The 19,888-nt window shown below is 74.3% G+C and carries 14 protein-coding genes and 2 pseudogenes; 4 read left to right on the top strand and 12 right to left on the bottom strand.

Annotation, left to right across the window (positions count from 1 at the left end):
* Positions 1–36 precede the first annotated feature (36 nt).
* A complete protein-coding gene (locus ACGFNI_RS08870) occupies positions 37–1,161 on the bottom strand; it encodes a glycerate kinase (protein ID WP_393682197.1) in 1,125 nt (374 codons plus the stop codon).
* Between the two features lie 165 nt (positions 1,162–1,326).
* Here ACGFNI_RS08870 and ACGFNI_RS08875 point away from each other — a divergent pair, with 165 nt between their 5' ends.
* From ACGFNI_RS08875 to ACGFNI_RS08885, 3 genes are all read left to right on the top strand, one after another.
* The gene (locus ACGFNI_RS08875) at positions 1,327–1,839 is read left to right on the top strand and encodes an NUDIX domain-containing protein (protein WP_393681937.1); all 513 of its coding nucleotides are present in this window, start codon (positions 1,327–1,329) and stop codon (positions 1,837–1,839) included.
* An 83-nt stretch (positions 1,840–1,922) separates the two neighbouring features.
* Entirely contained in the window at positions 1,923–2,405 is a 483-nt protein-coding gene (locus ACGFNI_RS08880) for a GNAT family N-acetyltransferase (protein ID WP_393681938.1), read from the top strand.
* A gap of 53 nt (positions 2,406–2,458) precedes the next feature.
* Positions 2,459–3,268: a nucleotidyltransferase domain-containing protein gene (locus ACGFNI_RS08885; RefSeq protein ID WP_393681940.1), complete on the top strand. Its 810-nt coding sequence runs from the start codon at positions 2,459–2,461 to the stop codon at positions 3,266–3,268.
* 96 nt (positions 3,269–3,364) lie between these two features.
* Here ACGFNI_RS08885 and ACGFNI_RS08890 read toward each other — a convergent pair.
* Positions 3,365–3,679: pseudogene (locus ACGFNI_RS08890) on the bottom strand (chlorophyllase); the annotation flags it as partial.
* On the opposite strand from ACGFNI_RS08890, the pseudogene ACGFNI_RS08895 reads away from it, so the two are divergent.
* Positions 3,620–3,844 (top strand): annotated as a pseudogene (locus ACGFNI_RS08895) (TetR/AcrR family transcriptional regulator); the annotation flags it as partial. The pseudogenes ACGFNI_RS08890 and ACGFNI_RS08895 sit on opposite strands and share 60 nt — an antisense overlap.
* Before the next feature lie 94 nt (positions 3,845–3,938).
* Here ACGFNI_RS08895 and ACGFNI_RS08900 read toward each other — a convergent pair.
* From ACGFNI_RS08900 to ACGFNI_RS08945, 10 genes are all read right to left on the bottom strand, one after another.
* On the bottom strand, positions 3,939–4,487 hold the full coding sequence (locus ACGFNI_RS08900) for a methylated-DNA--[protein]-cysteine S-methyltransferase (protein ID WP_393681942.1): 549 nt from the start codon (positions 4,485–4,487) through the stop codon (positions 3,939–3,941).
* A gap of 10 nt (positions 4,488–4,497) precedes the next feature.
* Positions 4,498–5,970 (bottom strand): AlkA N-terminal domain-containing protein, encoded by a 1,473-nt coding sequence (locus ACGFNI_RS08905; protein ID WP_393681944.1) that lies wholly within the window; start codon positions 5,968–5,970, stop codon positions 4,498–4,500.
* Positions 5,971–6,082: 112 nt separating this feature from the next.
* On the bottom strand, positions 6,083–7,054 hold the full coding sequence (gene pip / locus ACGFNI_RS08910) for a prolyl aminopeptidase (RefSeq protein WP_393681946.1): 972 nt from the start codon (positions 7,052–7,054) through the stop codon (positions 6,083–6,085).
* Between the two features lie 45 nt (positions 7,055–7,099).
* Positions 7,100–7,486, bottom strand: a complete 387-nt coding sequence (locus tag ACGFNI_RS08915) for a 5-carboxymethyl-2-hydroxymuconate Delta-isomerase (protein ID WP_393681947.1) — start codon at positions 7,484–7,486, stop codon at positions 7,100–7,102.
* An 84-nt stretch (positions 7,487–7,570) separates the two neighbouring features.
* Complete coding sequence (locus ACGFNI_RS08920; RefSeq protein WP_393681949.1) at positions 7,571–8,635, bottom strand: hypothetical protein; 1,065 nt, start codon at positions 8,633–8,635, stop codon at positions 7,571–7,573.
* Positions 8,636–8,809: 174 nt separating this feature from the next.
* Positions 8,810–9,346 carry an O-acetyl-ADP-ribose deacetylase gene (locus tag ACGFNI_RS08925; protein ID WP_393681950.1) on the bottom strand — a complete coding sequence of 179 codons (537 nt, stop codon included), beginning with the start codon at positions 9,344–9,346 and terminating at the stop codon, positions 8,810–8,812.
* Positions 9,347–9,390: 44 nt separating this feature from the next.
* Positions 9,391–10,812: a phytoene desaturase family protein gene (locus tag ACGFNI_RS08930; protein ID WP_393681952.1), complete on the bottom strand. Its 1,422-nt coding sequence runs from the start codon at positions 10,810–10,812 to the stop codon at positions 9,391–9,393.
* Between the two features lie 40 nt (positions 10,813–10,852).
* Positions 10,853–11,773: an inositol monophosphatase family protein gene (locus ACGFNI_RS08935; RefSeq protein WP_393681953.1), complete on the bottom strand. Its 921-nt coding sequence runs from the start codon at positions 11,771–11,773 to the stop codon at positions 10,853–10,855.
* 126 nt (positions 11,774–11,899) lie between these two features.
* On the bottom strand, positions 11,900–13,756 hold the full coding sequence (locus ACGFNI_RS08940) for a gamma-glutamyltransferase family protein (protein ID WP_393681955.1): 1,857 nt from the start codon (positions 13,754–13,756) through the stop codon (positions 11,900–11,902).
* A gap of 180 nt (positions 13,757–13,936) precedes the next feature.
* The gene (locus ACGFNI_RS08945) at positions 13,937–19,768 is read right to left on the bottom strand and encodes a TIR domain-containing protein (protein ID WP_393681956.1); all 5,832 of its coding nucleotides are present in this window, start codon (positions 19,766–19,768) and stop codon (positions 13,937–13,939) included.
* Positions 19,769–19,888 lie beyond the last annotated feature (120 nt).

Here is a 19,888-nt window from a genome sequence, read left to right on the forward strand (position 1 = left end):
GGGCGGCCCGCGGGGTGCCGGCCGCCCGGATCCGGCTCAGACCAGGAAGTCGCGGGCCAGCCGCTCGGCCGCCCGCTCCAGCAGCGGGCCCGCCTCGGCCATACAGCGCGCCGGGTCGCTCTCCAGGTCCGTCAGCGCGTACGCCCGCCGGATGCCGGCCGCGCCGAGCGCCTCCGGGGTGAGCTGGAGCCGGCCACAGACCGCGACCACGTCGATGCCCGCCGCGCGGGCGGCGGCTGCGACACCGGCGGGCGCCTTGCCGTGCAGCGTCTGCCCGTCGAGGGAGCCCTCGCCTGTGATGACGAAGGTGGCCTTCGCCAGCGCGGGCGCGAAGCCCAGGACGTCCAGCATCACGTCGATGCCGGGCCGGAACGCGGCGTCCAGGCCGACCAGCGCGCCGTAGCCGATGCCGCCTGCCGCGCCGGCGCCGGGCGCCGACGCGTGTGCGGCGGCCCGCGCGCCGACGGACCGCTCCAGCACCTCGGCGTAGTGCGCGAGCGCCGCGTCCAGCGCGGCCACGTCCGCCTCGGTCGCGCCCTTCTGCGGGCCGTAGACCGCCGGGGCGCCCTTCGGGCCTGTCAGCGGGTTGTCGACATCGCTGGCCAGCACGATGGCGGTGTCCGCGAGCCGGGGGTCGAGGCCCGACAGGTCGGCCGTGGCGAGGTCGCGCAGCGGGCCGCCGCCCGGTGCCACCGGTGCGCCGTCCGCGTCGAGGAAGCGGGCGCCGAGCGCCGCGAGCATCCCGGCGCCCCCGTCGGTCGTGGCGCTGCCGCCGACGCCGAAGACGATCGAGGTCGCCCCCGCGTCCAGCGCGGCCAGCAGCAGCTCGCCGGTGCCGTACGTACTGGCCGTCAGCGGCGCGAAGACGCCGTCCGGGAGGTGCTGGAGTCCCGACGCCTCCGCCATCTCGACCACCGCGGTGCCGTCGCCGCGCAGGGCGAAGGTCGCGGTCACGGGCGTGCCGGTGGGGCCGCTGACGCGGGCCTCGTGGCGGGTGAATCCGGCGGCCAGCGCCGCGGCGACCGTGCCGTCACCGCCGTCCGCGACCGGGAGGGCCACGACGTCCAGCTCCGGGACGACGCGGTGCAGACCGGCCGTGACGTGCTCGGCGACCTCGACGGCCGTGAGCGAACCCTTGAATTTGTCCGCGGCGATCAGCACCCGTGCCGACCGTGTCCTTGCTGCGTCCGCCACCGTGTTTCCCCTTGCTTTCGAACTGGCAGTCGCGCCGCTGCGACCCTATCCGGCGAGGGGCCGGGCGAACAGAGCGCCAGGGAGCGGGCGCGGGCCGGGCGGGGCGGGGCGGTGCGCCTCTACACTCCCGCAATGACGACCATGGACTACGCCACGTACATCGCGGGTCTGCCCCGGGTGCTCGCCGCGGCCGGCACCGTCTTCCGCGACGGGAGCGGACGGATTCTGCTCGTGGAGCCCCACTACCGCGACACCTGGCTGATTCCCGGCGGCACCGTCGAGTCGGACCGCGGCGAGTCGCCCCGGCAGGCCGCCCGCCGTGAGACCGCGGAGGAGATCGGCCTGGACATCGCGCCCGGCGCGCTGCTCGCCGTCGACTGGGTGCGCAGCGAGCGTCGGCCCCCGCTGGTGTCGTATCTCTTCGACGGCGGGGTGCTGGACGCGGCGCAGCTCGGCGCGGTCCGGTTGCAGGAGGACGAGCTGCTGTCCTGGCGTCTGGTGGCGTGGGACGAGGCCGAGCGGCTCGTCGATGGCCGGATGGCGCTGCGGCTGCGGGCCGCGCTGGACGCGCTCGCACGGGGCGCCGGCCCGGCCGAGCTGGAGGACGGGCTGCCGCCCAACGGGAGTGGCGGCAGGGCGGGTTGAGGATGCGGCGGGCGGCCGGTGTGCGTGTCAGGCCGCCGTTTTATTCCGTCGAGTTCCCTGAACTCCGCCTGTAGGGTGCCGCCATGCCGCCGTCGCTCCACCTGGAAGAGATCACGCCTGGCACCGTGGAGGCCGCGTGCCGGCTGACGGTCAGGCCCGAGCAGCAGGAGTTCGTCGAGCCGGTCGCCAGGTCGCTCGCCGAGGCGTATGTGCAGCCCGGCATCGCCTGGCCGCGGCTGATCTTCGACGGTTCGCAGCTCGTGGGCTTCGTGATGGCCTTCTTCGACGTGCGCTTCGACCCCGACGATCCGCGGGACCGGCTGCGCAGCGGCCTGTGGCGGCTGAACATCGCGGCCGACCGGCAGGGGCGCGGCTACGGCCGGTTCGCCGTGGAGTCGGTGTGCGCGGAGATCAGGCGGCGCGGCGGGTCGCGTGCCACGGTCACCTGGGGCGTGGGCGAGCACGGCCCCGAGCGGTTCTACCTGCGGCTCGGCTTCCGGCCCACCGGCGAGCTGAGCGGCGACCAGACCGTCGGCGAGCGGGAGTTGGCGCCCGAAGGCCCGTGACCGCGGACACACCCGTTCGCCCTGCCCCCAACTACCGCCACGGAGCACAGGACATGGAAGAGATCGCCGCACGGATCGCCCGGGTGCCGGGAGTGACCGGGGTGATGCTCGGCGGGAGCCGGGCGCGCGGCACGCACCGGCCGGACTCCGACTGGGATCTGGGGGTGTACTACCGCGGCACACCTGACCTGCGCGAGCTGGAGCGGCTGGCGGCCGAGGTCACCGGCGGCCCGGTCGAGGTGTTCGCGCCGGGTGCCTGGGGCGAGTGGGTCAACGGCGGTGCCTGGCTGGTGCTGCCGGACGGCAGCCATGTGGACTGGATCCTGCGGGACGTCGACCGGGTGCGGCGGGTGTGGGAGGAGTGCCGGGAGGGGCGTTTCGAGATCGGCGCCCAGACCGGTCATCCGCTCGGCTTCTGGTCCCCCGCCTACCCGGGCGAGGTGGCGCTGGGGCAGGTACTCGCCGACCCCGCAGGGGAGTTGGGCCGTCTCAAGGACGAGGCCCGCCACTATCCGGAGGCGCTGCGGGCCGCGCTGACCGGCCGGGCCGTCTGGGACGCGGGGTTCTCGGCGGCGATGGCGGGGAAGTCGCAGTCCACCGGTGATGTGCTGCACGCGTCGCTGTGCCTGTCCCGGTCCGTCGGTGACCTCGTCCAGGCGCTGCACGCGCACCACCGCGTCTGGTGCCTCAACGAGAAGGGCGCGCTCGCGGCAGCCGCCGCCCTGCCGGAGACGCCGCCGGGTTTCGGTGCGGACGCCGCCGCCCTGCTGGGTCAACTCGGCCGCACCGGAGCGGAGTTGGGGAACTCGCTGAAGCTGGCGGGGCGGCTCGTCGCGGACGTGCGCGCTGTGGTCGGCGGGTAGGCCGCGGCTCATCTGCCCACCTGCCCACCCCCACCGCGTGGCCGCAGGCCGTGCGGTCCGTGACGACCACCCGGTGGAGGAGGTTTTGCGGACGGCCTACTTGGATTCGACCCGTCCGACCGGGTCGGGGCCGGTCGTCAGCGCCTCGCGTGCGGTCCGCCAGCTGTTGTCGCCGGGGTGGAGCCGGGTGCGGAGGCAGGCCGCGGTGAGCCGCCCGACGGCGGCGACCCGCTCGGGGCTCTCGTCCGTGGTCTCGGCGGCGTCGTATCCGGAGATTCCGCCGAGCCCGTGCCCCGCGCCGAACAGGGTGAGCAGGGACTTGGGGCCGGGGCCGATGGTGTAGGGGTCTGCGTGCCAGTCCGGGCCCCGGTCCGTGAAGTGCCGGGAGTCGTCCTCGTCGCCCAGCGCAACCGGCAGACGGTGCTCACCGCCGCCGAGGTGTTCGTCACCTCCGGCGTCGACGCGCCGATCCGGTAGATCGCGGCCAGGGCCGGTGTCGGGATGGCCACGATCTACCGCCACTTCCCGACCCGGGCGGGTCTCGTCACCTCGGTCTACCGCCACCAGATCGAGGCAGTCCGGCAGCGACCGCTTCGCCGCGCTGCACGCGACCCGCGACGCCACCGACTACCAGCGGCCCGGACCGGCCTGACCTCCCTCCCCCGCCGCCTCAGCCGGCTTCGGACGCCGGGAAGAGTGCCGCGTCGGCGCTCTCGAAGGCGAGCAGCCTGCGCTTGCGGTCGAGGCCGCCGCCGTAGCCCGTCAGGCTGCCGTCGGCGCCGACGACGCGGTGGCAGGGCACGATGATGCTGACCGGGTTGCGGCCGTTGGCGAGACCGACGGCACGGGCGGCGGACGGCACGCCCAACTGCTCGGCGAGCCGCCCGTAACTCAGGGTCCGCCCGTACGGGATGGTGCACAGCGCCGCCCAGACACGGCGCTGGAAGGGGGTGCCGCTCAGGGCGAGCGGCACGTCGAAGACGGTCAACTCGCCGCGGAAATAGGCGTGCAGCTGCTCGATGACCACGGCGAACGGCGCGCTGTCCTGGCCTGCGAGGTCGCCGAAGGTGTCCAGCGGCGGACGGTGACGGTGGTCGGTCATGTACAGGCCGGACAGGGCGCCGTCCGTGGCGACGAGGGTGAGCGGGCCCACCGGGGTGCCGTCGATGACGGTGTGCGTGCGGCCGGTGGCCGGGGCTGCGGATGTGTGCGAGGTCATGGCTCGGGGCTCAGTTCGTGGGGAGGAGGTTGATGGGGTGGTCGTCGGTCGCCCAGAGGTACTGGACGGCGTAGGCGCGCCAGGGGCGCCAGGCGGCGGAGTGCCGGATGAGGGCCGCCGGGGTGCCGGGCAGGCCGAGCCGGGTGGCGGCGCGGCGCAGGCCGAGGTCGGTGGGGGTGAAGGCGTCGGGATCGCCGAGTGCCCGCATGGCGATGCATTCGACGGTCCAGGGGCCGATGCCGGACAGCGCGGCGAGGCGGGCGCGGGCCTCCTCCCGGTCGTCGCCGACACCCAGTCGGAGCGTGCCGGACGCGAGCGCGGCGATCAGGCCGGTGAGGGTGGCGCGCCGGGTCCTGGGCATCGCCAGCGTCCCGGGGTCGAGTCCGGCCAGTGTCCGCGGGTCGGGGAAGAGGTGGGTGAGGCCGCCTTCCGGGTCGTCGACCGGCTCGCCGTGCGCGGTGACCAGACGGCCGGCGTGGGTTCTGGCGGCGGCGGTGGAGACCTGCTGGCCGAGTACCGCGCGGACGGCGAACTCGTCGGCGTCGGCGGTGCGCGGGACGCGGCGGCCCGGCGCCTTGCCGACCAGCGGGGCCAGCAGCGGGTCGGTGCGGAGCTGGGCGTCCACCGCCTCCGGGTCGGCGTCGAGGTCGAGCATCCGGCGGCACCGCGCGATGGCGCCCGCGAGGTCCCGCAGGTCCGTCAGCGCGACCCGGCACTCGATGTGCTCGGGGCGGGGTGACAGCGCGACGATGGCGTGTCCGTAGGGGAGGCGCAGGGTGCGGCGGTAGGCGCCGTCGCGCCACTCCTCGACGCCGGGGACCGCGGTGGCGGCGAGGTGCCCGAAGAGGTTGTCGGGGCACAGCGGGCGGCGGAACGGGAGGCGCAGGGTGAGGGTGCCGGGCAGGGCGGCGCGCGGGCCTGGGCGGGCCCGCTGCCGCAGCTCGCCCGGTGCCAGCGCGAAGACCTCCCGCACCGTTTCGTTGAACGTGCGGATGCTGGCGAACCCGGCAGCGAAGGCGACCTCGGCCATCGGCAGGGCGGTCGTCTCGATCAACAGCCGTGCGGTCTGGGCGCGTTGGGCGCGGGCCAGGGCGAGCGGCCCGGCACCCAGTTCGGCCAGCAGCTGGCGTTCGACCTGCCGGGTGCTGTACCCGAGCGCCCCGGCGAGTCCGGGGACGCCGTCGCGGTCCACGACGCCGTCGGCGATCAGCCGCATCGCGCGGGCGGTGAGGTCGGCCCGCGCGTCCCACTGCGGCGATCCGGGGCTGGCGTCGGGCCGGCAGCGCTTGCAGGCGCGGAATCCGGCCTGCTGAGCGGCGGCGGCGCTGGGGTAGAACCGCATGTTCTGCGGCTTGGGCGGCACCACGGGGCAGCTGGGGCGGCAGTAGATGCGAGTGGTGACGACGGCGGTGTAGAACCAGCCGTCGAAGCGGGCATCCTTGGACTGCACGGCGCGCAGACAGCGCTCGGTGTCGGTGTGCATGCCTCCAGGATTCCGCAGCCACCGCTCCCCCGCTGGCGGAAATCCGACATCAATGTGCGCCTGCCGGGGCCCGCGCGATTCCCCTCCCGCGCAGGTCCCCCACGGGACGGGCTCAGCTCCGTCCGTCGGCCGCCGCGAACCGGTCCAGCGCCTCGATCTCCGCCTCCCGCATCGCCTCGCTGCCCTTGTGCCCGGCGTCGTCGATGACGATGAGCCGGGCGTCCGGCCAGGCGCGGGACAGTTCCCAGGCGGTCTCCAGCGGGGAGCTGAGGTCCAGCCTGCCGTGGATGAGGACCCCCGGGATCCCGGCCAGCCGGCCCGCGTCGCGCAGCAGGGCGCCCTCCTCCAGCCAGGCACCGTGCGCGAAGTAGTGCGCGCAGATGCGGACGAGGGCGAGCCGGGCGGCGGACGGCCGTCCCGCGTACGGATCGGGCGCGCCGTTCGGCTCCATGGACAGCACGGTGTCCTCCCAGGCGCACCAGTCCGCGGTGGCCCGCTCCCGCACCGCGGGGTCCGGGTGCCCGGTCAGCTCCGCGTACGCCCCGATGAGACTCCCGTCCCCCTCCGCCGCGCGGGCACCGTCCCGGAAGCGTGCCCACTGCTCGGGGAAGAACCTGCCGACGCCCCGGTAGAGCCAGTCGATCTCGCGGCGCCTGGTCGTGGTGACGCTCGGGATGACGATCTCCGAGACCCGCTGCGGATGGCGCTCGGCGTACGCCAGGATCAGCGTCGAGCCCCAGGATCCGCCGAACAGCAGCCAGCGGTCGATGCCGAGATGTTCCCGCAACTGCTCCATGTCGGCGAGCAGGTGGGCGGTGGTGTTGTGCCGCAGGTCGGTCGCGGGGTCGGCGGCGTGCGGGGTGCTCCGGCCGCATCCGCGCTGGTCGAACAGGACGATGCGGTAGCGCTCGGGGTCGAAGTGGCGCCGCGCCCAGGTGCCGCATCCCGACCCCGGGCCGCCGTGCACGACCACCGCGGGCTTGCCCCGGGGGTTGCCGCACACCTCCCAGTGCACGAGGTTGCCGTCGCCCACGTCCAGCATCCCCTGGTCGTACGGCTCGATCGGCGGGTACCGGTCGGTCATCGCGGGCTCCTCTGGTCGGTGCGGGCGGGCTGATGGTCCGTCACCTCACGGGCGTCCGGCGCCGCCGCCCCGCGCCACGTGCTTGGTGTAGGACGCGTCGAGATCGGTCACGTCGACGGACGCGTGCACCACCAGCGTGTCGGGTGCGGCGGCGGTGTGCTGCCGCAGCAGTGCCAGGACCGCCCGGCTCAGCTCGGTCTTGACCTGCGTCGAGCGGCCGGGGAGTACCGCGAACTCCAGGTGGATCAGGGCCGCTCCCGGCTCGTCGTCCGCGATGACGGTCTCATCGACGCGGCAGAAGCGGGTCTTGCAGCTCTCGACGGTGATGCCGTCGACCGTCTTCGCGGCCAGCGCGTGCAGCTCGCGGGCGAAGCCTCGGCGGTCGATGACGTCGTGCAGGGGCGCGTCGTAGGAAACGAGGATGTGTGGCATGGCGTACTCCTGATGCGGGCGGGTACTGCGTCCACCCTCTCGTACCGGCGGGCGCGGGACCGGCCCGGGTGCAGGAACCGGCGCTCAGCCCAGCAGCAGGAAGACCGCCTCGACCGCCGCCGCGAGACCGATGGCCGCGGCGGTCAGCAGCGCGACGCGGCGGGCCGAAGGCAGCGGCAGGACCCGGCATCCCACGCTCTCGGGGAAGGCGTAGAAGACCAGCCCCGGCTCTCCTGGGACGGCCACCCGCGCTATCGGCAGGTGGCGGAGCCTGGCCCGCCTGGCCAGTTCGCCCGGCCGCTTGACGAGCCCGCGTTCGACGGCATCGCGATGGGTGTCGGACAGGTCGGCGGGCAGCCGGTCGCCGTAGCCGCAGTCCGCGGTGCGCCACTGGCCGGCTCCCGACGCGATCAGCCGGACGAGGACGGGCGGCGGCGTGGTCGGCGTCGGCACCTTGCTCTCCACGCTGCGGTGCTTGATGGTGCCCTCGGTCCAGGTGGTGGTCCGGCCGGCACCGCCGCACGCCTTGTGGCCGACGCTGCCCTCGCCCTCGCACCCCGGGCAGGCGACCTTTCCGCTCCCGTCGCAGTCGGTGCACCGGACGCGTCCCGCGCCACGGCAGGCGGGGCAAGCAGCTTCGGGCGCCCCGCACTTGACGCAGGTTTCCCGCTCGTCGTGCGCGGGGGCGGCGGCGCTGTGGTGGCCGCGCTGTCCGCTGCCGCCGCACGTGGCGCAGGAGCCGGCGCCGGCGCAGCCCGTGCAGGCACGCAGCGGCTCGCAGACCAGCTCTCCGTGCCCCGTGCACCGGTCGCAGGGCACGCGGCCGTTACCGCAGGCGCAGTGGTGCGCACGTACCGAGTCCTCGCGCACCAGCGTCCACTCCTGCTGGGCCTCCGGGGCGGACGGCTCGGGGACCGGGTGGGCCGACAGGTCCTGGTAGGTGGCGTACTTGGAGAGGTCGACGTGCCCGTGCTGTTCCCTTTCCGCTTCCCTGCGGGTCTCGATGCACCGGGTGACGTGGCAGTCGAGCAGCGACCGCCAGGTGACGTTCGCCGCGCCCGGTGCCCGCAGATCCGTCGGTACCTTGCGCGCGGCCAGCCGGGCGGTCACCGCGTCGAGAAGGGTTTCCTCGTCCTGCTGCCTGGTCATGCCCGCTCCTCGACTCCGCTCGCGCTGCCCGCCGCCCCACCGGCGGGCCGAGTATCACACCTCAACCCGGCCTCCTCATAGGCCCGTTGGCGGATCACTCCGTCGACTTCCGGCCATCCGGCGGGAGGCGGTACGGAAGGCCGCGCGGTGGCGGGACGGCGGCGACCGCGTTCGCTACCCGGCCTGCGCCGTGAACGCCGCGTACGTGCGCGCGTCGAAGAGGACGAACCTGGCCTCCTCCACCGCCGTTTCGGTCTGGCGCACCGTCTCGACGGCGATCCGTGCGGCGTCGTCGACGGGCCAGCCGTAGGCGCCGGTGGAGATGGCGGGGAAGGCGACCGTCCTGGCCCCGAGTCCGTCGGCGAGGCGCAGCGACTCGCGGTAGCAGGAGGCGAGGAGAGCCGCGTCGCCCGAGGCGAAGACCGGGCCGACGGTGTGGATCACCCAGCGGGCCGGCAAGCGGCCCGCCGTGGTCGCGACGGCCTGGCCGGTGGGCAGGCCGCGGCCGTAGTGCGAGGCGCGCAACTCGCGGCAGGCGGCCAGGATTTCCGGGCCGCCGCGGCGGTGGATGGCGCCGTCCACGCCGCCGCCACCGAGCAGCGAGGAGTTGGCGGCGTTGACGACGGCGTCCACGTCCTGCTCGGTGATGTCGCCGCGGACGAACGTCAGGGCCGGGCCGGACGGAGTAGGTGCGGGGTGTGCGGGGCTCATGGGCCGGAGCTTAGAGCCTGTGTCCGCATCCCGGCCGGGGACCGTCAGCGTGCGGTGGCCCGCAGCCTGCGCCAGACCTGCTTCGCGGCGTAGTGGCCCGACATGCCGTGCACTCCGGGGCCCGGCGGGGTGGCCTGGGAACAGAGGAAGACGGCGGGGTGGGCGGTGGTGTAGGGGACGCGGGTGAGCTTGGGGCGGATGAGCAGGCGCAGGCCGGCCGCGGAGCCGGTGGCGGTGTCGCCGCCCACGTAGTTGGCGTTGCGGGCGGCGATCCGGGGCGGTCCTGCGATGGCGCGGGCCAGGACGAGATCGCGGAAGCCGGGGGCGAAGCGTTCGATCTGCCGCTCGATGACCTCCGTCGCGTCGCCCTCCCAGCCGTTGGGGGCATGGCCGTACACCCAGAACGTGTGCCGGCCTTCGGGGGCGCGGGTGGGGTCGATCAGGCTGGGCTGGGAGGTGATCAGGAAGGGTACGGAGGGGTCCTGGCCGTGCGCGGCGGCGTTCAGCGCGGCGGAGATCTCGCCGCTGGTGGGGCCGATGTGGACGGTGCCGGCCTGTCGCGCCTCGGGGGCCGTCCACGGCACCGGGGCCGACATCGCGTAGTCGATCTTGAAGACGCTGGGGCCGTACTTGACGTTGCGGTAGGCGTTGCCGAGGCCCGCGATCCGGGCGAGCGCGGTCGGCGAGGTGTCGAAGACGTAGGCGCGGGCGGGCGGCAGGTCGTCGAGCCGCTTGACCTCGAAGTCGGTGTGCAGGGCGCCGCCGTGGGCGCGCAGCAGGCCCGCCAGCGCGTCGCAGATGGCCTGCGAGCCGCCGCGGGGCACCGGCCAGCCCCGTGCGTGCGCGGCCAGCGCGAACATCAGGGCGAGCCCGGAGGTGCCGAAGCCGCCGAGCGGGGCGATGGCGTGCGCCGCGATCCCGGCCAGCAGGCCGCGGGCCTTCTCGTCGTGGAAACGGCGGTTGAGGAAGGTGACCGGCTGCATCGCGGTGAGCCCGAAGCGGGCGTACGTCACCGGGTCCTGCGGCAGGCCGAGCCACTGGGTGCGCAGGAAGTCGTGGGCCATGCTGTCCCACTTGCCGAGGAACGGCGCGACGAGCCTGCGGTACGTCCCCGCGTCGCGCGGGCCGAAGGACATCGCGGTCTCGCCGACGGAATGGGCGAGCACGGCGGCCGTGCCGTCCGGGAAGGGGTGCGCCATCGGGATCTCGGGGTGCAGCCACTCCAGGCCGTGCCGTGCGAGCGGCATGGTGGCGAAGGCGGGTGAGCCGATGCCGAAGGGGTGCACGGCCGAGCAGGGGTCGTGCCGGAAGCCGGGGAGGGTCAGCTCTTCGGTGCGGGCGCCGCCACCGATGGTGTCGCGGGCCTCGAAGACCTCGACGGACATTCCGCGGCGGGCCAGTTCGACGGCCGCCGTCAGGCCGTTGGGCCCCGCCCCGATCACCACGGCATCGAGCATCCTCGGCACCTGCGCCACTCCCCTCGTGTCCGGTCCTCGTCGTTGAGGATCAGTTGGCGGCTGCCAGTAGTCCGAGGATACGCCGCGCGGTGTCGGCATCCCGCGCCGCGGTGAAGGGCAGCGCATTGCCGCCCGCGATACGGAACGGCTCGCCCGCGACGGTGCCGCTCGCGCCGCCGGTCTCCTGCACGAGGAGCAGCCCGGCCGCGTGGTCCCAGGCGTTCTCCCAGCTGAAGGCGACCGCGTCGATCTCGCCCCTGGCTATGTGCAGGTACTCCAGGCCCGCCGAGCCGCAGGGGCGCGGGGCGATGCCGCCGGTGTCCAGGGCTGCGAGCACCCGCTTCTGCTCGTCGGTGGTGAAGTCGTAGTGCGAGATGGCGACGTCGATGCCCGCGGTGGACGCGGCGGGGCCGGGCATCAGCGGTTCGCCGTTGAGCGTGGCGCCCGCGCCACGGCGGGCGACGGCCATCAGGTCGAGCGCGGGCGCGTACGTCCAGGAGGCCAGCAGCTCGCCGCGGTGGGCGAGGGTGACCAGCGTCGCGAAGCCGGGGTCGCCGTGGACGAACTGGCGGGTGCCGTCGACCGGGTCGACGATCCAGACCGGGGCGTCGCCGCGCAGGGCTTCGAGTATGGCGGGGTCGGCGTGCACGGCTTCCTCGCCGACCACCACGGAACCGGGCAGCAGGGCGGTGAGCGCGGCGGTGAGGTGCTCCTCGGCGCGGCGGTCGGCGACCGTGACGAGGTCGTGCGGGCCGTTCTTCTCGACGATCTCGTCCGCCGCGAGCTGCCGGAACCGCGGCAGGATCTCCTCGGCCGCCGCCCGGCGGACGGCCTCCTCGACGGCGGCGAGGTCGAGCGCCGACAGGTCGGGGGCCGGGGCCGCCGCGGCGTCGGCCGCGCTCACGGCGTCCGGCGCGGCTTCGGTGCTGTGCGTGAGGTCTCCCTGATGAGTACTGAGTGCTTCGATCATGCATCCATCGAACCACGCCCCACTGACACGGCGCCTGGACCAGAGGTGAATTCCGGATGCCCCGGGGGCCAATCGCAGGTGCGGCGGGGCGGCCCGCCACACCTGTGCGCCCGGTATCGCCGCAGGTCAGCGGCCTACCGCGTAGCCCTGCATGCCGCGCGGGTTCGCGGCCGACGACAGCACTCCGGTCTCCGGGTCGCGGGCCACCGCGCACAGCCGCCCCTCCGACCAGGGGCCGCCGACGGTGACGCGGTGCCCGCGGCGGCGCAGCTCCTCGACGGTGCCGGTGCCGATCCGTGATTCGACGGTCACGGCGCCCGGCTGCATCGCCCGGGGGAAGAAGGAGCCGGGGAACGCGTCGTTGTGCCAGTTCGGGGCGTCGATCGCGCCCTGGAGATCGAGGCCGCCGCGTACCTCGGGGCGCAGAGTGACGGCGAGGAAGAAGTGCAGCTGCCACTGGTCCTGCTGGTCGCCGCCCGGGGTGCCGAAAGCCATCACCGGGACGCCGTCGCGCAGCGCCAGCGACGGCGTCAGGGTGGTGCGCGGCCGACGGCCCGGGGTCAGCGAGTTGGGCAGCCCCTCCTCCAGCCAGGCCATCTGGAGCCGGCTGCCGAGCGGGAAGCCCAGGCCGGGCACGACGGGGTTGGACTGGAGCCAGCCGCCGGACGGGGTGGCGGAGACGAGGTTGCCCCAGCGGTCGACGATGTCGATGTGGCAGGTGTCCCCGCGGGTGGCGCCGCTGCGGTCGACCTCGGGTGCGACGCTCTGCGCCGGCAGGTCGTCCGCGTCGGCGGCGCTGGGCGCGACGGTCGGCTCGCCGATGCCCGCGGCCCGCCCGCCGCCCGCCGCCCCCGCCCGCCCCTCGGCGACGGCCAGCGCATGCCGGCTCAGCCGCGGGGTGCGGCCGTCCGGGCTGCCGGGCCGCAGCGCGTACGAGGCGCTCTCGCCGATCAGCTTCCTGCGCTCGGCGTTGTACGCGTCGCCGAGCAGGGTGCCGAGCGGGACGTCGGCCGCGTCGCCGTACCACGCCTCGCGGTCGGCCATCGCGAGTTTGCAGCCCTCGATGAGGGTGTGCACGTACTCGGGGCTGCCGTAGGCGGGCAACTCATCGGAGAGCAGGGCGAGTTGCTGGAGGAAGACCGGGCCCTGGGACCAGCCGCCGGCCTTGGCGACGGTCCAGCCGTGCCGGTCGTACGTGACGGGGTCCTCGTAGGACGCCGCGTAGCCGGCGAGGTCGTCGCCGGTGAGGGTGCCGGCGTGCCGTTCGCCCGAGGTGTCCATGGCGGGGCGGGCCGCTGCCTCGGCGAGTGCGGTGCCGATGAAGCCCTCGCGCCAGATCCTGCGGGCCGCGTCGATCTGTCCGTCGCGGGAGGCCGAAGCGGCCTGCGCCTCGGCGGTGAGGCGGCGCCAGGTGGCGGCCAGCTGACGGTTGCGCAGCAGGCCGCCCGGGGCGACGGACCTGCCGCCCGGCAGGTACACCTCGGCGGACGAGGTCCACTCCGTCGTGAAGAGCTCCCTGACCGTCTCGATGGTCTCGCCGATCCGCTCGACGGCCGGATGCCCGTGTTCCGCGTAGCCGATCGCGTACCGCAGCACCTCCGCGAGGGTCTTGGTGCCGTGGTCGCGCAGCAGCAGCATCCAGGCGTCGAAGGCGCCGGGCACGGCGGCGGCCAGCGGTCCTGTGCCCGGCACCAGGTCGAGGCCGAGTCCGGTGTAGTGCGCCACGCTCGCCCCGGCCGGCGCAGGACCCTGCCCGCACAGCACGCGCACGGGGCCGCCCGCGGGCGCCAGGATGATCGGGACCTCGCCCGCCGGGCCGTTCAGGTGCGGCTCGACGACATGCAGCACGAAGCCGGCGGCGACGGCCGCGTCGTAGGCGTTGCCGCCGTCCTCCAGTACCGCCATCGCGGACTGGGACGCCAGCCAGTGCGTGGTGGACGCCATCCCGAAGGTGCCGTGCAGGGTCGGGCGGGTGGTGAACACGGGCGGGCTCCTTGTGCGCTGCGGCGGTGCGGACGGGACCGATCAGAGCCTGTGTCTGCATCCCGGCCGGGGTTCAGACACAGGCTCTCCAGGAACCCAGCAGATCGCATGCCGCACCCGGGCGGCAAGGGTGCCCGGAATGCGGGACGGGCCCGCCCCCGGTGAATCCGCCGCCCGCCCCTACAACTCCGCGTCCAGGGACAGCCGGTGGACGCCGGGGAGATAGTCGTCCAGTTCTCCCGGGGTGAAGCGGGCCATGCCGACGACGTGCCAGAACTCGCCCGCCACATCGCCCTCGTACTTGTAGCCGCCCTCGGGGGTGAGCGCCGCCCAGCCGTCCGGCACACCGATCAGCGTGGCGCGCAGGGACGGTTCGGGCGCGCTGCCCGTGCCGTCCGGTGCGGGGACGTCCCAGAGGCGGATCGTGCCGTCCTCGCCGCAGCTGGCCAGGCGCGAGCCGTCGGGGTGGAAGGAGAGCGAGAAGATGCGTCCGGTGTGGCCGGTGAGGCGGGCGATGCGGGTGCCGGTGACGGTGTCCCAGAGGCAGACGGTGCGGTCGTCGCCCGCGGTCGCAAGGAGCGGGCGGTCCGGGTGGGCGACGGCCGCCCACAGCCTGCCGTGGTGGCCGCGCAGGACGTGGCGGAGCGCGCCGTCCTGCCAGATGACGGCCGTGCCGTCCCAGGAGGCGCTGCCGACCCACTCGCCGTCGGCGCCGAAGGTGACCGCGTACACCCGGTCGGTGTGGCCTTCGAGTTCGGTCACCAGGCGGCTGCCCGCGACGTTCCAGACGCGGACGCGGCCGTCGTCGCAGCCGGTGGCGAGGAGTTCGCCGTCGCCGCGGAAGGCGATGGAGCGCACCCGGCCGTGGTGCTCGTTGAGGGTGGCGACATGGGCACCGGTGCTGCGCCACCACAGGCGGACCGAGTCGTCGTCGTTGGCGGTGGCGAGCAGTTCGCCGTCCGCACTGAACGCCTCGGCCCAGGTGTGGTCGGTCTCCACATCGATCTCGCGGAGGTACTCGCCGTTCGCGGCGTTCCACAGGTAGACGTCGCCGTCGTTGCTCGCCGTGCCCAGGACCGGTCCCGCCGGGCTGAAGGCGGCGGAGATCAACCGGTCGCCGCGGCCGGAGAGTTCGGCGGCCCGGCGGCCGGTGCGCGCGTCCCAGAGCCGGACGATGCCGTCGTTGCCGCAGCTGGCGAGGCGGCTGCCGTCGGAGTTGAAGGCGATGGTGTTCACCCGGCGGCCGTGGCCGCGCAGGATCCGCTTGCCCTGGCCCGTGTCGGCGTCCCAGATCTGGGCGCCGCCGTCGTTGCCGACGGTGACGAGCTGGCTGTCCTGCGGGCGGAAACGGCAGGCCCAGGCGGAGCCGCGGTGCTCGACGGGCTGCTGACGCAGCAGGGTGACGTTGCGGTGACCGTCGCCCGATGAGACCCGCCACAGCCGGACCGTGCCGTCGCTGTCGCAGGCGGCGAGCAGCCTGCCTTCGTTGCCGAACATCACCTGGTAGACCGCGCCGGTGCAGCACTCCAGGGTGCCCGCCGGTGCGCCGACCACCGGATCCCACAGCCGGACCTGGCCGTCGGTGTCGCCGCTGACCAGCAGATTGCCGTCGGGGTGGAAGTCGAGGGTGTAGACGCGTCCGGTGTGTCCTGTGAACTCGTGCAGCAGGCGCGCGTCCGAGAGCCGCCAGACGCGGACCGTGCCGTGCCCTTCGGCGCCCTGGTCCCCGGTGGCCAGCAACGTGCCGTCGGGGCTGAACCGGGCGCGGTAGACGGCCCCTTCGTGGCCGGGCAGGCGGCCGGTGCAGGTTCCGGTGCGGGTGTCCCAGATGCGCAGTCCCGCCGCCGCGTCACCGGTGACCAGGGTGCGGCCGTCCGGGCTGAACACCGCGGTGTAGACGGGCGCGGTGTGACCAGGCAGGTGATGCAGCGGTCTGCCGCTCGCGGTGTCCCAGAGCGTCACCATGCCGTCGGCGTCGCCGGTGGCGACGACGGTGCCGTCCTCGTCGAGCGAGACCGGCCAGACGCCGCCGGGGTGGACGTCGATGCGGTGCAGGCAGCTGCCCGACACCGGATCCCACAGGCGTACGGTGCCGTCGGCGCCGCCGGTGGCGAGCACCCGGGAGCGGAACTTGACGGCGTAGACCCGCCCTTCGTGCCCATGAAGGGTGCGCAGCGCGCGGCCGGTGTCCGCGGCGCAGACCAGGACCCCGCCGTCCTCGCTGCCCACCGCGAGGAGTTCGCCTGCGGGGCTGTACGAGAGGGGCTCGGGCAGCCGGCTGGTGCGCATGTCGAAGCCGTACGGGACGCCGACGGCCGCCGGGCGGAAACCGGCCTCCACCGGCATGCCGGGTGCGAGGGCCGCGGTGCTCAGTTCGGGGGCCGCGCGGACCTGGGCATCGAGTACCGGGTCGATGAGCGCGGCGCGGTTCCAGCGGCTGCCGGTGAGGCGGGCGCCGCGCAGGTCGGCGCGGGTGAGGCGGGCGCCGCGCAGGTCGGCGCCGGTGAAGTCGGCGCCGCTCAGGTCGGCGTGGTCGAGGCGGGCGCCGTTCAGCCGGGCGTCCTTGAGCACGGCGCCGGAGAGGTTGGCGCCGATCAGCCGGGTGTCGGTGAGGTCGGCGCCGGTGAGGTCGACGCCGGAGAAGTCGCGCCCGGAGAGGTCCTCGCCGGACAGCCGGGCGGCGCGCAGGTCGGCGTTGGCCGGCACCCGCAGCCGGTCGATGATCCGGACGGCGTTGGCGCGGGCCGCGTCACTGGTGCCGGGGCCCGGGGCGTTGAGGACGGTACGGACCCATGCGGTGCACAGGTCGTGGTCGGCGAGGTCGCAGAAGAACTCGACGGCGAGCGGGCTGAAGGGGCGGGCGGAGAGCAAGGTGTCGTCGCCGCCGGACAGTTGTGCCGCGGCCTCGCGGGCGACGAGCCATTCGACGACGGAGCCGTGGATGAACTGGAAGAGCCCGTCGTCGGTGCGGACCAGGAGGCTGCCGGCACCGACGGCCTGGGCGCGTTCCTGGGTGGACAGCGTGCCGGCCGACAGTTCGCTGAGCGCGGCGGAGACGGTGTCGGTCAGCTCGTCGAGGCGCAGGCCGCTGCGCCCGCTCTCCCACAGGCGCCCGGCGAGTGCGGTGACCGCGGTCCAGAGGTGGTCGATGCCCAGGCCGGGGGCGGCGCCGGGGCCGCCCTGGCCGCGGCGTTCCTCGTGGGCGAGCCAGGAGGTGAACACGTCCTCGTAGAGCCGGGCGGGGCTCAGCGCACGGCCGGCTCCGGCGACCGCGCGCAGCTGGTCCTGGTCGAGGTCGGCGACGAAGCTGAGCAGCCGGGGGTTGGCGCACAGGGCGAGCAGGTCGGGGATGTTCTGGAGGAGCTGGAAGCGGCGGTCGGCGGCCTCCTCGTCGGCGTAGCGGTTGACGAGGTAGGCGCGGATCTGGGCCGGGACGAACCCTTCGAGGGAGAGGATGCGGCGCTGCGGGAGCAGTCCGACGCGTTCGCCGAGCGCGGTGAGGATCTGGTCGCGTGACTTGAAGTGCTGGGTGCGGCTGCTCACCACGATCTTGGCGTTGTCGACGGCGGCGTTCAGGAGCACCTGGAGGTGGTCGGCGGCCCGGTCGTAGCTGACGCGGTTGACGAGTTCGTCGAAGCCGTCGAAGAGCAGCACGACGCGGCCCTGTCCGAGCATGTAGCGCAGCGCGCGCAGGTCGATGGTGTCGACGTCGTGCCCGGCGAGGTGGGCGGCGACCAGACCTTCGAGGCTGTGCGCGCGGTCGAGGGTGTTGAGCGGGATGAGCAGGGGCGTGAGGTGCGGGAGCCGTTCGGGGATGCGGCGGGCCAGCTCGCGCAGGGCGAAGGTCTTGCCGTGGCCGAAGTCGCCGAGCAGCAGCATGAAGCGGCCGTGGTCGGTCTCCAGGAGTTGCAGCATGGCCTCGACGAGACCCTCGCGCTCCTCGCCGTCGGGGCGTTCGGCGTCGCGGTAGCGCTGCGGGAGGTAGAGGTCGGGCGCGTACCTGTCGTCGTTGCCGAGCCTGGCGGTCTGGGCCGTGACGTAGGCCCGCAGGTCGAGCAGGCCCTGGAATTCGAGGAAGCTGCGCACCCGGATGCCGCGGCGGCCCGCCCGTTCGCGGAGCGCGGGCTCCGGGGGCGGCCCGGCGTGGATCAGTTCGGCCTCGGATCCGGTGTCGGTGGCGTGCGCCTGGGCGAGGAAACGGTCGAGTTCGTCGTCGGTGGGGGTGCCGGGGTGGACGGCGATCCGCTGCTGCCTTACGACTCCTTCGTCGTTCCAGGTGACCATGATCTGGGTCAGGTCGTCGGGGGCGCCGCGCGGTACGTCCCGCAGGCGTACGCCTTCCTGCCGGGCCCGGCAGACCTCCTTGACGCGTTCGGCGAGCGAGTCGGCGGGCTCCTCGACCGAGCGGTTGTCGGCGGGCGCGGCGGCGGGCGGCGGTGTGGTGGGCTCGCCCGGCGGCGTGAAGATGCGGTGGGCGCTGCGCCAGGAGACGGGGAACTCGGCGGGTGCGGTGGGTTCTTCGCCGGTCCAGCGGGTGACCTTGTCGGCGGTGACCCGCAGCAGCTCGAACCGGGCCGGGGCCGCGGAGCCGAACAGCGGCAACTCGCCCCCGGTGAGCGGCAGCAGGTCGTGCGCGGGCTCGGCGGTGCTGGTGCGGGGGCCGCCGCTGGGGCCGTGCAGCAGGAAGTGCAGCCGGGGTGCGGTGAGGCGGGTGAAGGTGTCGACGTCGCGCAGCGGTCCTGGGCCGCCGGGTGCGTCGCCGGGGCGCCTGCGGCCGGTGAGCGGGTGCCGGAGCGCGCCGATGCGCAGCCAGCCCTCGTCCTCGTAGCCGCGCAGCGCCTCGGCGAACCAGGTGGCCTGGTCGCGTCCGAGGTAACCGTACTGGTCGTCGGGGCGGTGGCTGTAGGCGATGGAGGAGTTGAACCCGGCGATGACGGTGTGGAGTTCGGGCACCGGGAACAGCGTCCAGGGCTGGTCGCTGTCGAAGACCGTGTCGAGACCTTCGTAGAGGCCGCGGAAGAGCCGGGTGTAGTGGCGCCACTTGGGCCAGTACGGGGGCTGCGGCGGGATCTCGTCCGCCTCGCAGGTGTGGAAGTAGCCGAGGCAGGCGGCCTGGCTGACGTCCTGGTTGCCTGGCACGACGATGACGCGCTGGGGCGGCAGGTCGAGCTGGGAGCGCAGGCCGGTGAGGAAGCTGAGGGCCTGGTCGCACTCGCGGGGGCTGCCGGACGCCGTCAGGTCGCCGGTGACGACGAGGAGGTCGGGGGACGGGGCTCCGGCGTCCTTCAGCTCGACGAGGTCGCTGCGGATCTCCCGGCGCAGGGCGTCGGGTTCCCGGCCGCGGCCGAAGTCGGGGCCCGCGAGGTGGAGCACGGTCAGGGCATCGGGCGGGCCGGCGGCGCCCGGCGCCTGCGGGTACTGGGGCGCCCTGGCCGGGCGGCGGCGCCCCGACCAGCCGGTGCGGCCGAGCGGGCGCTGGCGTGCGTCGGAGTGCCCGTTGGGCGCCGGGATCCTGGGGCGTCCGGTGGTGAGGCTGCCGGGGTAGCCGGGGCGCTGTCCCGGCCGTGCGTGGCCTTCGACGGCCTGTCCGACGCGGGTGAGCAGCATGCCGCGGGCCGTCTCCGGGTCGGCGACGCCGACGAGGTCGACGTAGGTGATGGTGGCGAGCAGGCCCTCGATCGGGATGTCCTCGACGCGGACGGTGAGCAGCTTGCGCTCCGGCTCCTCGGGCTCGGCGCGCAGTGCGGCCTGCCATTCCATGCGGCCGTAGGTGGAGCGTCCGTAGTGTCCTGAGAGTACGGCGATGACGGCGACGGACTCGCTGACGCCGCGGTCCATGAAGTCGATGAAGTTGGTGCCCGCGACAAAGTCCCACGCCTGGATCACCGTGCGGTATCCGGCTTCCTCCAGGGTCCAGGCGATCCAGGAGGCCCATTGTTCGTCCGCAGGCGAGTAGCTGATGAAGAAGTCCAAGTCACGTGCGTGGTCCATCAGTTCCCCGTCAGTCGCCATGCCCCCATCGTAGGAGTTGCGGCCGCGGCTGGGCAGGCCCTTTACGGATCATCAGCACGTCGCGGCGGTGCGGCGGCGGTGGCACGGACGGTGCGGGGCGGGCGCCTGCCTCCCGCCGTG

Source organism: Streptomyces sp. NPDC048644, assembly GCF_043199105.1.
Lineage (GTDB): Bacteria > Actinomycetota > Actinomycetes > Streptomycetales > Streptomycetaceae > Streptomyces.